10 protein-coding genes are annotated in these 14544 nt (G+C 63.9%); 9 read left to right on the top strand and 1 reads right to left on the bottom strand.

The window, feature by feature from the left end; translation table 11 throughout:
• The first annotated feature begins 316 nt into the window (after positions 1–316).
• Genes JWQ24_RS08460 through JWQ24_RS08480 form a run of 5 tightly spaced genes read left to right on the top strand, consistent with a single transcriptional unit; the run spans position 317 to position 10092 of the window.
• Positions 317–1759, top strand: coding sequence for an efflux transporter outer membrane subunit (locus JWQ24_RS08460; RefSeq protein WP_299806603.1), 1443 nt, complete (start codon positions 317–319; stop codon positions 1757–1759).
• Positions 1749–3080, top strand: a complete 1332-nt coding sequence (locus JWQ24_RS08465; protein WP_299806604.1) for an efflux RND transporter periplasmic adaptor subunit — start codon at positions 1749–1751, stop codon at positions 3078–3080. The genes JWQ24_RS08460 and JWQ24_RS08465 overlap by 11 nt, the downstream gene beginning before the upstream one ends.
• Positions 3077–6208, top strand: coding sequence for an efflux RND transporter permease subunit (locus tag JWQ24_RS08470; protein ID WP_299806606.1), 3132 nt, complete (start codon positions 3077–3079; stop codon positions 6206–6208). The genes JWQ24_RS08465 and JWQ24_RS08470 overlap by 4 nt, the downstream gene beginning before the upstream one ends.
• Positions 6208–9312 (top strand): efflux RND transporter permease subunit, encoded by a 3105-nt coding sequence (locus JWQ24_RS08475; protein WP_299806608.1) that lies wholly within the window; start codon positions 6208–6210, stop codon positions 9310–9312. The genes JWQ24_RS08470 and JWQ24_RS08475 overlap by 1 nt, the downstream gene beginning before the upstream one ends.
• Positions 9313–9369: 57 nt before the next feature.
• Positions 9370–10092, top strand: coding sequence for a tRNA-uridine aminocarboxypropyltransferase (locus JWQ24_RS08480; protein WP_299806610.1), 723 nt, complete (start codon positions 9370–9372; stop codon positions 10090–10092).
• A 1-nt stretch (position 10093) separates the two neighbouring features.
• Here the strand turns inward: JWQ24_RS08480 and JWQ24_RS08485 are convergent, their stop codons facing one another.
• Positions 10094–10384 (bottom strand): hypothetical protein, encoded by a 291-nt coding sequence (locus tag JWQ24_RS08485; RefSeq protein ID WP_299806612.1) that lies wholly within the window; start codon positions 10382–10384, stop codon positions 10094–10096.
• A 309-nt stretch (positions 10385–10693) separates the two neighbouring features.
• Here JWQ24_RS08485 and JWQ24_RS08490 point away from each other — a divergent pair, with 309 nt between their 5' ends.
• The 4 genes from JWQ24_RS08490 to JWQ24_RS08505 all read left to right on the top strand — a co-directional run bounded on the left by JWQ24_RS08490 (position 10694) and on the right by JWQ24_RS08505 (position 14543).
• Positions 10694–11890, top strand: a complete 1197-nt coding sequence (locus tag JWQ24_RS08490) for an integrase arm-type DNA-binding domain-containing protein (protein ID WP_366521422.1) — start codon at positions 10694–10696, stop codon at positions 11888–11890.
• Positions 11887–12546: a hypothetical protein gene (locus tag JWQ24_RS08495; protein ID WP_299806614.1), complete on the top strand. Its 660-nt coding sequence runs from the start codon at positions 11887–11889 to the stop codon at positions 12544–12546. The genes JWQ24_RS08490 and JWQ24_RS08495 overlap by 4 nt, the downstream gene beginning before the upstream one ends.
• Before the next feature lie 132 nt (positions 12547–12678).
• Entirely contained in the window at positions 12679–12882 is a 204-nt protein-coding gene (locus tag JWQ24_RS08500) for an AlpA family phage regulatory protein (protein WP_299806616.1), read from the top strand.
• A gap of 494 nt (positions 12883–13376) precedes the next feature.
• The gene (locus tag JWQ24_RS08505; RefSeq protein ID WP_299806618.1) at positions 13377–14543 is read left to right on the top strand and encodes a virulence-associated E family protein; all 1167 of its coding nucleotides are present in this window, start codon (positions 13377–13379) and stop codon (positions 14541–14543) included.
• The last annotated feature ends 1 nt before the right edge of the window (position 14544 follow it).

The following is a 14544-nucleotide window of genomic DNA, read 5'->3' on the forward strand; positions in this document are numbered from 1 at the left end:
ATCGGCGGCGGTCGGTCTGCCAGCAACAAACAGTCACATGAAATCTTCGTAAGTCGGGCAGTTGTGCAGCCGCTCCAGAAACCATCAAAGTACCGTCGCATAAGGGGAATCGTGCAATTTGGACGTACGAAAATGGTGTTGGTGACGATGCCGCTTGCGGTAGCTGTGGCGGAAGAACACTGTCCGCGCACGAATCGTACCGCTACAATGGCGGCTCGTTCCTTGAATCAGCTCTACGGGTGACCGTGCCGCAGCCTGCCTCGTCCAACGTCCGACCTGATCGTGATTCGCCTGGTGCGACGCGCGAGGCACGCCGATGAGGCGTTCGCTATCGCCGATCGTGCGGGCTTTCGCGGCGCTGGCGCTGGTCGCGACCTCGGCTGGCTGCATCCTCACAAAGGATCTGCCGGACCCCGCGCTCGACATTCCTCAGGGCTACAAGGCGGCGCGGCTTTCCGATGCCAGCGCTGCGGTGCCGACGCTGGACTGGTGGCGCGGCTTTCGTTCGCGCGAGCTGACGCAGTTGATGGAGGAGGCGCAGACCGTCAACCTCGACATCGCCGCGGCGGTCTCCCGCATCCGGCAGGCCGACGCGCAGGCGCGCATCACCGGGGCGGCGCTGCTGCCGAGCCTGAGCAGTGGCGGGCAGGAGACCTATTCGCGCAATTCCGGATCGAGCTCCAATGGCCTGACCAATGGCGGCCGCGAGGTCGTGACCTATTCGGCGTCGCTCTCGGCCAGCTACGAACTGGATTTCTGGGGCAAGAATCGCGACGCTGCGCTGGCCACCGAAGAAACCGCCGATTCCAAACGCTTTGATCGCGACGTCGTCGCGCTGACCACGCTGACAGCGGTAGCCAACGCTTATTTTCAGGTGGTCGCCTCGCAGGACCGCATCAAGACCGCCGAGCGCAACATCGCCAGCGCGCAGCGCATTTTGGTCGCGATCCAGTCGCGGCTCACTGCGGGTACCGGCACCGATCTCGATCTGGCGCAGCAGCAGAGCGTGCTGGCCAACCAGCGCGCCGCGGTGCCGCCGCTGCGGCAGACGCTGGCGCAGAACGCCAATGCGCTGGCCTTGCTGGTGGCCCGCCCGCCGGAGAGCGTTCGCATCATGGGCGGCTCGCTCAACAGTATCGCGTCGCCGCGGGTGACGCCGGGCCTGCCGTCGGAACTGCTGACCCAGCGACCGGATATCCGCCGGCAGGAGAGCCTGCTCGCCGCCGCTACCGCCAGTGTCGGCAGCGCCCGCGCGCAATTCTTCCCGAGCATCCAGCTTACCGGCTCGGGCGGCTACCAGAGTTCGGCGCTGGCGTCGCTGTTCCAGCCCAACGCGGCCTTTTTCAGTCTGGTCGGCGGGCTGACTCAGCCGATCTTCGATGGCGGCCGTATTCTTGGCAATTTCCAGCTGACCCAGGCGCAGCAGGACGAGATGCTGCAGACCTATCGCAAGACCGTGGTGTCGGCCTTCACCGACGTCGACAATGCGCTGGTCGCGATCAAGGAGACCACCGAGCGGCTGCGGCTGCAGCGCGAGGTGGTGACGGCATCAAGGCGCGCGTTCCAGCTCTCAGAGCAGCAATTGAGCGCCGGCACCGCGGATATCGTAACTGTGCTAAATACCCAGCTGACGCTGTTTGCGGCCGAGGACGCGCTGTCGCAGGCGCAACTGGCCCGGTTCCTGGCGATAGTCAGCCTGTACCAGGCGCTGGGCGGCGGTTGGGAACCGAAAATGGAGAGACCGGTCAATGCTCTTTAAGCCGGAGTCGAACGAGGCGAACGCACCCGGCACCGTGGCCCGCATCAAGGGCGGCGCGCGGCGTCGCACGGTATCGATTTTCGTGACACTGCTGATCCTCGGCGGCCTTGGTTATATCGGTTGGACCGTCTGGCAGCAGAAGCAGACAGCCTCCCGCATGCCGCGGCCCGACATGACGGTGCCGGTGCTGGCGGCGACGCCTAAGATCCAGGACGTTCCGGTCTATCTCGATGGCGTGGGCTCGGTGAAAGCGCTCAACAACGTCACCGTGCGCGCGCAAGTCGATGGCAAGCTGATCAAGGTGAATTTCAAGGAAGGCCAGGACGTCAAGGCGGGCGACGTGCTCGGCGAGATTGATCCCGTGCTGTACAAGGCACTGTACGATCAGGCCGTTGCCAAGAAGGCGCAGGACGAGGCGACGCTGGCCAATGCCAGGCTCGACCTCATCCGTTATCAGCAGCTCGCCGCGACCAATGCCGGCTCCAAGCAGCAGGCAGACACCCAGAAGTCGGTGGTGGCGCAGCAGGAAGCGCTGGTGAATTCCGATCAGGCCGCCATCGACAACGCCGCGGCGACCCTAAGCTACACCAAAATCATTGCGCCGTTATCCGGTCGCGCCGGCCTGCGGCAGGTCGATCAGGGCAATATCATCCACGCCTCCGACACCACCGGGCTGGTTATCATCACCCAGTTGCAGCCGATCGCCGTGCTGTTCAGCCTGCCGCAGCAGCAGATCGTGCGCGCCAATGCCGCCGCGGCGAGGGGACCGCTCGCGGTCGATGTGTTCGGCAATGACGGCGTCACCGTCGTCGATACGGGCACGCTGACCGGCATCGACAACCAGGTCGACATCACCACCGGCACGCTGAAGATCAAGGCCGAATTCCCCAACGCCAAATTCCAGCTCTGGCCCGGCCAGTTCGTCAATGTCCGGCTCAAGGTCGAGACGCTGCCGCAGGCGATGGTGGTGCCAACTTCCGCCGTGCAGCGCGGGCCTGCCGGCACGTTCAGCTACGTCATAGGGGAGGGCGATATCGTCAAGGCGGTGCCGGTGACGGTGACGCAGCAGAACGAAACCGAGGCGGTGATCGCCAAGGGCCTGTCGCCGGCCGACCGCGTCGTCACCACCGGCTTCGCCAACCTGGCTGAGGGCAGCAAGGTCAGCGTCGGCACCGATAGCGGCGAACCGACCGCGGACCTCGCGCCGCGCAAACGCGGCAGCAAGCGGGGCGAAGGCGGCGAGGGCAGGGCGAAGCGCGGCGAGGGCGACCAGAAGGCGCAGACCGGCCCGGCCAAGGCGCCTTCCAGCGCCCCGCCATGAGCGTCTCCGAACCCTTCATCCGCCGGCCGGTCGCGACCTCCTTGCTGGGGATCGCGCTTCTGATCGGCGGCGCGCTCGGCTACTTCGCGCTGCCGGTATCGGCGCTGCCGCAGGTCGATTTCCCGACCGTGCAGATATCGACGCAACTGCCCGGCGCCAGCCCGGACGTGATCGCCTCCCTGATCACCGCGCCGCTGGAGCGCCAGCTCGGCCAGATCCCGTCGCTGACCTCGATGACCTCGACCAGTTCGTTTGGCGTCAGCGCGATCTCGCTGCAGTTCGATCTCAACCGCGACATCGACGGCGCCACCCAGGACGTTCAGGCCGCGATCAACGCCGCCGCCGGCGTGCTGCCGAAGAACCTGCCGTATCCGCCTGTCTACGCCAAGGTGAACCCGGCCGATGCGCCGGTGATGACGCTGGCGCTGACATCGGACACGATCTCGCTGCGCGCCATGAGCGATATCTCCGACACGCTGCTCGGGCAGCGGCTGAGCCAGATTTCCGGCGTCGGCCGCGTCGCCGTGCTGGGCGGGCTGAAGCCGGCGGTGCGGGTGCAGGCCGACCTGTCGCGGCTTGCCGCCTACGGCATCGCGATGGAGGATCTCCGCGCGGCGATCGCGGGGGCCAACGTGTCCGGCCCGAAGGGCTCGCTCGACGGCGCGCAGCAGGCCTACATCATCGCCGCCAATGACCAGATCGCCGTCGCCGAAGCCTACCGCCCGATCATCGTCGCCTACCGCAACGGCGCGCCGGTGACGATCGGCGATATCGCCCAGATTGTCGATGGGCTGGAAAACGACCGCACCGGCGGCTGGTATCAGGGCACGCCGGCTGTCATCATCGAGATCCAGCGCCAGCCCGGCGCCAATGTCATCGAGGTGGTCCGCCAGATCCGCGAGGAAATCCCTCGGGTGCAGCGCTCGATGCCGGCCGGCGTCAAGCTCACCATCGTCAGCGACCGCACCGTCACGATCCGCGCTTCCGTCCGCGACGTGCAATTCACACTGGTGCTCTCGGTCGTGCTGGTGACGCTGGTCGTGCTGTTGTTCCTGCGCTCGCTGCGCGCCACCTTGATTGCCGGCGTGGCGCTGCCGCTATCGCTGATCACGTCTTTCGGTGTGATGTATTTCGCAGGCTTCAGCCTCGACAATCTCTCGCTGATGGCGCTAACGATCGGCACCGGCTTCGTTGTCGATGACGCCATCGTCATGATCGAGAACATCGTCCGCCACATGGAAGACGGCGAGAGCCCGATGCAGGCGGCACTGTCCGGCGCCAAGGAGATCGGCTTCACCGTGATCTCGCTGACGGTATCGCTGATCGCGGTGTTCATCCCGCTATTGTTCATGTCCGGGCTGGTCGGCCGCATGTTCCGCGAATTTGCGCTGACCCTGACCATCGCGGTGATCACCTCGGCCGTCGTATCCCTGACTCTCACTCCGATGATGTGCTCGCGGCTGCTGCGCCACACCGGCGACGAGTGGCAGGTGCCGGGTCTGGCTGCGATCAGTCGCTTCATCGACCGCATGGTCGCGTTCTATCACCGCACGCTGTTGTGGGTGTTGAAGCATCAGCCGGCCACGCTGGTCGTCACCTTCCTGACCATCGTCGCCACGCTCGGCCTCTATGTCATCGCGCCCAAGGGCTTCCTGCCGCTGCAGGACACCGCCTCGATCACTGCAGTGACCGAAGCCGGTGCTGATGTTTCGTTCGCGGAGATGCAGAGCCGGCAGGCGGCTGCGGCGACGCTGATCCAGGCCGATCCCGATGTGACCGGTGTGGTCTCGGTGATCGGCGGCGGCACCGTGAACCCGACCACCAACGTCGGCCGTCTGGTGCTGAACCTGCGGCCGCGCGGCGAACGCAAGGACGACATCACCCAGGTGATCGCGCGGCTGAAGCAGAGTGTCGCCGGGATTCCCGGCATGACGGTGTATTTCCAGCCGGTGCAGGATATCCAGATCAGCACCCAGTCGAGCCGCTCGCAGTATCAGTACACGCTGACCGGCACCGACGCGGTCCAAGTCACCTTGTGGTCGGAGAAACTGGTCGCCGAGTTGCGCCGCGATCCGATGTTCCGCGACGTCTCGTCGGAGAACCAGGCTGGCGGCTTGCGGGCTGCGCTGGACATCAACCGGCAGCGTGCGGGGCAGCTCGGCGTCAATCTGCAGGGCATCAACGACACGCTGAACGATGCCTTCGCGCAGCGCCAGATCTCGACCATCTACGGTCAGGCCAACCAATACCGTGTGGTGCTGGAAGCGCTGCCCGGGCAGCAGCGCGATCCCGACGTGCTGTCGAAACTGTACCTGCCAGGCACCGCGGGCGCGCAGGTGCCGTTGTCGGCGGTCGCCACGCTGACCCGTACCACCGCGCCGCTGGCGATCTCGCATCAGGCGCAATTCCCGGCGATCTCGCTGAGCTTCAACCTCGCGCCCGGCGAGGCGCTCGGCGAGGCCGTGCAGGAGGTCAAGAAGATCGAGCAGCGGATCGGGATGCCCGGCAGCATCGTCGGGCTGTTTGCCGGTGACGCCGCGGAGTTTTCCAAGTCGCTGTCCGGCCAGCCGTGGCTGATCCTGGCCGCGCTGGTGACGATCTACATCGTGCTCGGCGTGCTCTATGAGAGCTACATCCACCCGATCACCATTCTCTCGACGCTGCCCTCGGCCGGCGTCGGCGCCATCCTGGCGCTGATGGCGACCGGGCAGGACCTCTCGGTGATCGGGCTGATCGGGATCATTCTGTTGATGGGCATCGTCAAGAAGAACGCCATCATGATGATCGACTTTGCGCTCGAGGCCGAGCGGCACCGCGGCATGACGCCGGAGGCGGCGATCGTCGAGGCCTGCCTGCTGCGCTTCCGGCCGATCATGATGACCACGCTGGCGGCCCTGTTCGGCGCGCTGCCGCTGGCGGTGGAGAGTGGCACCGGCGCCGAGCTGCGGTTTCCTCTGGGCGTGTCGATCATCGGCGGCCTGGTACTGAGCCAGATACTGACGCTCTACACCACACCGGTGATCTATCTCGCGCTCGACCGCATCAACCGCCGATTTGAAAAGGCTGTGCCTCCGACACCGCCAATCGCGGGAGCGGCACGGACATCGGGAGCCGGAGGGACGCCGTAATGGCCTCCATTTCCGAACCCTTCATCCGCCGGCCGGTCGGCACCACCTTGCTCGGCATCGGATTATTCCTGATCGGCGCGGTCGCCTATCACCTGCTGCCGGTCGCCGCCGTCCCCAACGTCGACTTTCCGATGATCCGGGTTTCGGCGTCGCGGCCGGGCGCGGCTCCGGCCATCATGGCATCAACGGTCGCCGCACCGCTGGAACGGCGGCTCGGCGTCATCGCAGGCCTCGACCAGATCACCTCGACCAGTTCGCTGGGCTCGACCTCGATCCAGTTGCAATTCGCCATCGGCCGGAATGTGGACCGCGCCGCGCGCGACGTGCAGGCGGCGATCAACGCATCCCTCGCCGACCTGCCGACGGACCTGCCGACGCTGCCGAACTTCCGCAAGGCCAATCCGTCGGCCGCGCCGGTGTTCATCCTGGCGCTGACCTCGAAGACGATGTCGGCCGCCGCGATCTATGACGTCGCCGATACCGTGATCGTGCAGCGGATTTCGCAGGTGCCAGGGGTAGGCGAGGTCACGGCCAGCGGCGCCGACCAGCCGGCGGTGCGCATCCAGCTCAATCCGGTTGCGCTGTCGAATGCAGGCATCGCCACTGACGACGTCCGGACCGCCATCGTCAACGCCAACCCGCTTGGGCCCGTCGGGATCTTCAGCGGTAGCAGGCAGAGCGAAACGCTGTCGATGAATCCGCAGATGCGCACCGCGGAAGAGTTTCGCGACATCATCATCAAGAGCTCGAACGGCAATTACGTCCGGCTGTCGGATGTCGCCGACGTGCAGGACGCCACGCGCAACAGCCGCTCGATCGCCTGGTTCAACAAACAGCCAGCGGTGCTGATCCAGATCACCAAACAGGGCGACGCCAACGTCATCGAGACCGTCGATCGCGTTAAGGCGCTGATACCGGACCTCAAGCAGTGGATTCCGTCGGGCATCGACATCTCGGTGCTGACCGACCGCACCGGCACCATCCGCGCCTCGGTCGATGACATGCAATGGACGCTGCTGGCGACCGCGGCATTGGTGATGATCGTGGTCTTCGTGTTCCTGCGACGCGGCATCCCGACCATCGCCGCGGGCGTCTCGGTGCCGCTGGCGCTGGCCGGCACTTGCGCCGGGATGTGGCTGGCCGGGTTCTCGATCAACAATCTCTCGCTCATGGCGCTGGCGATCTCGGTCGGCTTCGTTGTCGACGACGCTATCGTCATGATCGAGAACATGTACCGCAACCTCGAGGACGGCATGGCGCCGATGCAGGCGGCGCTGGAAGGCGCGCGGCAAATCGGCTTCACGGTGCTCTCCATCAGCCTGTCGCTGATCGCGGCGTTTACGCCGCTGATCTTCATGGACGGACTGGTCGGCCGGCTGCTGCGCGAATTCTCACTGACGCTGACCTTCTCGATCATCGTCTCCACCATCGTCTCGTTGACGGTGACGCCGATGATCTGCGCGCAATACATCAAGAGCGGCGTCTCCAGCACCGAGACCCGGTTCGACCGCATCGTCGAAGGCACGCTGTCGCGCGTCGTGGCGTTCTACGAGCGCACGCTGCACATCGTGCTCGGCTTCCCACTACTGACGCTGCTGGTATTTTTCGCCACCATCGCGCTCACGGTGGTGCTGTACATCAAGACGCCAAAGGGGCTGTTCCCCAACGACGACAGCGGTTTCGTGATCGGTTCGACGCGGGCTTCTGCCGACACCTCGTTCCAGGCGATGCTGGGCTTGCAGCAGCGCCTGGCCGACATCGTGCTGGCAGATCCCGGCGTCGCCAGCATCGGTTCGACGCTGGGAGGCTCCGGCGGGCCGGGCGGCGGCAGCGCCAGCCGCGGCACCATGTTCATCGCGCTGAAACCGCCGGAGGAGCGCAATGGCTCCTCTACCGACGACGTCATCAATAGGCTGCGCCGCGAACTGGGCTTGGTGCCGGGTATCCGGCTCTTCATGTTCGCAGCCCAGGACCTGCGCGCCGGAGGCCGGCAAAGCGACTCCAACTACCAGTACACGCTGAGTTCGACCGATCTCGATCTCCTGCAGAAATGGGCGCCGCTGGTCGCCAAGCGGCTGGAAACGGTGGAGGGCATCACCGACGTGTCCAGCGACCGCGATCCCGGCGGTCTGCAACTGACGTTGTCGATCGACCGCAAGACCGCGTCGAGCCTCGGTGTGGACGTGCAGGACATCGACAACGCGCTGAACAACGCGTTTTCGCAGCGCCAGATCTCGACGATCTACACGCAGCGCAACCAGTACAAAGTGATCATGGAGATCGACGGCAAGTTCCAGAACGATCCGGCCGACCTCGATCGCATCTTTGTCGCCGGCGCCAACGGCGCACAGGTGCCGTTGACGGCGGTGGTGCGGCGGTCGCGCGATCTGTCGGCGCTGTCGGTGGCGCATTCGGCTGGCTTTCCGTCGACCACGGTGTCGTTCAACACGCTGCCCGGCGTGCAACTCGACGCCGTGACTTCCGCCATCCAGCGCGCGGTGGATGAGCTGCACATGCCGGAAGGTATTCGCGGCAGTTTCGACGGCAGCGCCGGTGACTTCAACAAGACCTCCGGCCGGCAGCCATTGCTGATTCTTGGCGCGTTGATCGCGATGTATATCGTGCTCGGTGTGCTCTATGAGAGCCTGGTCCACCCGCTGACCATCATCTCGACGCTGCCCTCGGCCGGGCTGGGCGCGCTGCTGGCGCTGCAAATCACCAACACGCCGCTGACCGTCATCGCCTTCATCGGGATCATCCTGTTGATCGGGATCGTCAAGAAGAACGGCATCATGATGGTGGATTTCGCTATCGAGGCGGAGCGGCACCGCGGGCTGTCGCCGGCAGAGGCGATCTTCGAGGCCTGCAGCGTGCGGTTCCGGCCGATCCTGATGACCACGCTGGCGGCAGCCTTTGCCGCGATTCCGCTGGTAATTGCGACCGGGCCGGGCACCGAACTGCGTCGGCCGCTGGGCATCACCATCATCGGCGGGTTGCTGATCTCGCAGATCCTGACGCTGTACACCACGCCGGTGATCTACCTGCTGATGGACCGGTTGCGAAGCCAGCCACGGCCTTTGGCGCGGCCTGCGGCCGCCGAATAGGCATCCGTTGAGCGTCACGGCGGTTGAAGCGTCCGCTCGCGCGGCGTATAGCGGGCAATGTCAAAGATTTCAGAACTGAAAGCCGGTGAGCCCGAGGCGATCCCGGAATGCCCGCGTTGTCTCAAGCCGGTGCCGCTGTGCATCTGCGAGAGCATCCCGACCATCGAGAGCCGCATCGGCCTGCTGATCCTGCAGCATCCGCAGGAGCAGGACAGGGCGCTCGGCACCGCCCGCGTCGCCGCATTGCACTTCAAGAACGCCGTGGTGAAGATCGGGCTGTCGTGGCCGAGCCTTGCCAAGGCGCTGGGCCGGCCGATCGCCGATCCATCGCGCTGGGCGGTGCTCTACCTCGGCTCCGCCAAGGTGTCGGACTTCGAGACCGACCGCGACTTGCTGGCGATCGACCGCAAGGGCGAAGCCGAAGAGAATCAGCGCGCCCTTCTCAAGGAGATCCAGGGCATCGTGCTGCTCGACGGCACCTGGAGCCAGGCCAAGGCGCTGTGGTGGCGTAACGCCTGGATGCTGAAGTGCCAGCGCGTGATTCTCGGCCCCGCCAAGCCGTCGCTGTACGGCAAACTGCGCAAGGAACCACGCCAGGACGGCCTGTCGACCATCGAGGCCGCCGGCATGCTGCTGTCGAACCTGGAAAAACGCCCGGAGATCGCCGAGACGCTGAACGCCAGTTTCGTCCGCATGCTCGCAAAGTACCAGGAAGCGCAGAGCGTGATGCCGGAACTGAAGCCCAAGAAGCGCGACTGGCGCCGCAAGAAGCAGGCCTGATCTACGGTCCCGCGCAGGCCGGGCCAAGGCCCGGCGTCCGCTCGCCCGAGCTCGGCCTGATCAGCGACGGGAACGGATTCCGGAACAGGCCGCCTTTGCTCTCTTCCTCGACCGGCGCCGGTGGCGGCGGTGGCGGCGCGGGCAGGTTGTCGCATTTCATCGAATAGACGAGTTTGCCGTCCGCGGTGCGCCCGATCGGTGCACAGGGATCGGCCCGGACGGGCGCGGGCTTGTTCTGCGCCAGTGCCGGCGAGACCAGCAGTACGACAACGATCAGGATTGCACTTTTCATCGTACCTCCGCGGCCCCTCGGGCCTGCATGGTACGTCGGCCCTGCCAAGCGAAGTATTGCGCCGCGGAAAACCTCCCGGCGAGCTTCAGCTTCTCAGTGCATGTCATTGAAAAGATGGAATGGAGGCCACGTCGTCCTTCAACTCGAATTCCGACACTGTCCATTGCTGTCCTGAATCGCAAAAAACGTCATTATTTAAGCGCTTCTCGGGTCTGTACACTTCCAACGTTGTCCGGTAGCTTCCAGCGCCAGTTTGTGCGTAGATTTGATTTGGATTTTGCCGTGGGCCGTGTTGGGAACAAACTCTCCGTGAAATTTTGCGGGAAAGGCTTGGAGCCGGGCCTCTATGGCGACGGAAATGGGCTCTACCTACAGGTGTCTGCCTTTAAAACGAAATCATGGGTATTTCGATTCATGATCCGCAGCAAGGCCCGTAAAATGGGCTTGGGCGACTTCGAGCGGGTGACGCTGGCCGATGCCCGCAAGAAGGCTCAGGCGGCATACGGGCTGGTCGTGGACGGGATTGACCCGATCGTAGCCCGAGACGCGTTGAAGGCCTCCCAGGCCGCGCAACAGGCGAAAATAATCACCTTCAAGCAATGCGCCACCCTCTGCATCGCCGATCGCGCCAAGGGGTGGAAAAGCGACCGTCATGCGGAGCAGTGGACATCGAGCCTCGAAAGGTACGCCTATCCGGTGGTCGGCCACCTACCAGTCGGCGAGGTGGATCTCGCGCTGGTACTGAAAATCATCAAGCCGATCTGGGACACGAAGACCGAAACTGCCAGCCGAGTTCGCAACCGCATCGAGAACGTGCTCGATTGGGCGAAGGTGCATGGGCACCGCGCGGGCGATAATCCAGCCCGCTGGACCGGCTTCATCGATCAAGTGTTGCCGGCGCGTGAGCAAGTTTCACCAGTCGAGCACTACCCGGCCATGTCTTATGCCGATCTGCCAGCATTTATGGTCAGGCTACGGGCCAACGCCAGCGTCAGTGCTCGCGCGCTGGAACTTACGATCCTGACCGCCATGCGAACCGGTGCGACCATAGGCGCCACTTTGTCAGAGTTCGATCTGGACAAGGCGCTGTGGACGATCCCGGGCGAGCGGCTCAAAGGTAAGAAGGGCACCGGGCGGCGCGATCTGGCGATCCCCCTTGTACCGCGCGCAGTCGCATTCCTCGAGAAGTTGCCAAACGAGGGCGAGTTCGTCTTTCCAGGCGGCAAAGCCGGGAAGGGGCTTTCCAACGCCGCGATGGATCAGCTTCTCAAGGGCATGGGTTACCCCGGTACGGTGGCGACCGTGCACGGCTTCCGGTCGACCTTCAAGGACTGGGCAACCGAGCAAACGGACTACCCGACTGATCTCGTCGAATATGCCTATGCCCACACGGTCCCCGATAAGACGGAAGCGGCCTATCGCCGCGGCGACATGCTGCAGAAGCGCCGGCAGTTGATGGCGGATTGGGCGGAATACTGCGGTTCACAAACAGGCGGCGCGCGATGAAAAGTCAGACATTGGCGCTCCGAACGGGCTGCCTAGACGATACTTCGCGGCTCGACCTCGCTGTCGTAGAGGCGCACATGCTTTGGCCGGACGATGAACGGGCGCGCGAGCGAAGCCTTGAAACCGCGAACGTGCAGTTCGGCGTTGCGAATAGCCTGAACCTTCCCCAGTACATCTTGGCGGGCCTCTTACCGATCGCCGCTGAAGCTGCGCCGCTGACCGAATTGCAGGAGGTGGCCAAAAAGCCGTTCTTTCACGGGCTGATCGCGGGGCGGGTGTTGTACGGCGCTGTACGAGGCGCGATGGCCGCGGCGGATGATCGCTCGATGGGTCGTATTTATGGCGACATCGCCAAGAGCATCCCGGCCGCTCAGCGGCTTTCGCGGAAAACAATTGAGAACAAGGTTTGGCCCAAGTATCGCCCCGTCGCACATTTCTGGGCCTCGTATGTCGACCACGCGTTAGCCAAAGGCGACACTACTTTCCCCTGTTCGATAGGCAGACTTGGAGAATTTCTAGCCGTTGCCCAGGCTTTTCGAAGGCTCGGGGAAACGACATCGACGCCGCAGTCTCCGACGACGATTCTCAGGCATTATGATGCTGTAGGAGTTCCAGCAAATCTTGCGGTTCCCGAGATACCCATTCGGGCCGCATGATCTGATAACTTCTCCCGTACACTTAGGAGAAGTCCCGCTTCACTCGGGAAAAGACATCCAAGTCGCCGCCGAGCATCTTCACCGCACACCGCCGGACAACATCGCATCCCGGCGACATGCGGAGCAAAAAAGATGGTCGATACGTTTATGCGAATTGATGCCGTCAAAGCAGCCACAGGCCTTGGGCGTTCCACGATCTACGAGATGATGGACGCCGGGAAGTTCCCCAAACCTGTCAAGCCGAATGACGATCGCGCTGTCCGCTGGCTGGGTACGGAGATCGCGGCATGGCAGCGTTCTCGCATCGACGCGCGCGATGCCGCGGTGGCTGCCTAATCATGGGTGCAACACTTCGACGCAATGTAAGGGCAGTCGTCGCGTCCGACATTCGCCGCATCGGCGGCTTCGTCAGCGTCCGTGCCGGACGAGACAGGTTCGATGGCGAGCCCGTCTTTCATGTCGGTCACGTCTCCCGGGGAGGTGACTGTTGCTGGCAGTCGACCGCCATCCGATCCGAGGACCACGCACATGCCGCCGCGCGCTTGCTTGCCGAGTACGTCGGCGGGGAGGTGCGCATTGCAAATCCCTGATCCCGAAATGCAAAGCCCGCGCATCGGAGGCAACCGAGCACGGGCAAATCGCAATTCGAAAGCGTTGGTGACGCAGACATCGTATAGTGAATCGACAGCAGACAGGCAAGCTCAGCGGGTAGCTAAGCTGTTTCGCTTAACATCCTCCGTCGCAAGCGTGATCGCCGAACTCGCATTCAGTGGGTGCGAGCGATGAGCAACGTTGTATCGATGCCGGCGCCTGATTGGACTGCAGCGCTCATGAAGAACGGCACCGGCTCGCCGCATGCCACCTTGGCGAACGCATCCCATGCCCTTCGAAAGTCGCCCGAATTGCGGGGCGTGCTTGCTTACGACGTGTTTTCGGCGCGGACGATGATGGTGTCGCCCCCACCCTGGGACACTGAACCACAGTATTTCCAGCCGCGAGCATGGACGCCGCACGACGACCTGCTGACGACGGAGCACCTGCAACGGCTCGGCATTGCCGTAAAACCTATCACTGCAGCGCAGGCTGTCGAGCTGGTCGGACGCGAGCAGTCGTACCATCCCGTCCTTGGATATCTCGACGGCCTCCAGCACGACGGCACGGCGCGCCTTGAGAATTGGCTGACGACTTACCTAGGTGCGGAACAGAACCAATATAACCGCGCTGTTGGCCGGGCAATGATGATCGCCGCCGTGGCGCGCATCCGTGATCCCGGATGCAAGGTCGACACGGCGCCCATTCTGGAAGGCGAGCAAGGTGCCATGAAGTCGACTGCGGTAAAGGCGCTGTTCTCGCCATGGTTCACCGACGAGATCGCAGACTTTGGCAGCAAGGACGCTGCAATGCAGATGTCCGGCGCATGGGGAATCGAGGTCTCCGAGCTCGATGCCATGTCGCGGATGGAAGTCGCGAAGATCAAAGCATTCATCACCAGAACGACGGATCGATATCGACCTCCTTACGGATCGCGCATTGTCGAAAGTGATAGGTCGTGCGTTTTCTGGGGCACAACGAATAGCGATAGCTACCTGAAAGACGAGACAGGCGGCAGACGCTTCTGGCCGATACGCGTCGGCCGGATTGACATTGACGGCCTGCATAAGGCGAGGGACCAGCTTTGGGCTGAAGCGCAGGTGCTATATGCCGCGAACGTACCCTGGTGGCTCACCAAAGCAGATCTCCGAAAAGATGCCGAACAGCATCAGCGGGATCGATACGTCGGCGATCCGTGGGATGAGCCAATCCAATCCTACCTCGCCGCGGTGAACGACGACGTCTCGATGGAGGAAGTGATGCGCGATGCCTTGCACCTCGATGTCGCGAGGCGATCGGTTGCAGATCAACAGCGCGTGGTCCGGTGCCTTCGGTCACTCGGTTACGTCAGGGTGCAGGTGCGCAATGGTGACAAACGGGCATGGCGATACCGGAGGACCGGCTGAT

The organism is Tardiphaga sp. (assembly GCF_028290495.1).
GTDB lineage: Bacteria > Pseudomonadota > Alphaproteobacteria > Rhizobiales > Xanthobacteraceae > Tardiphaga.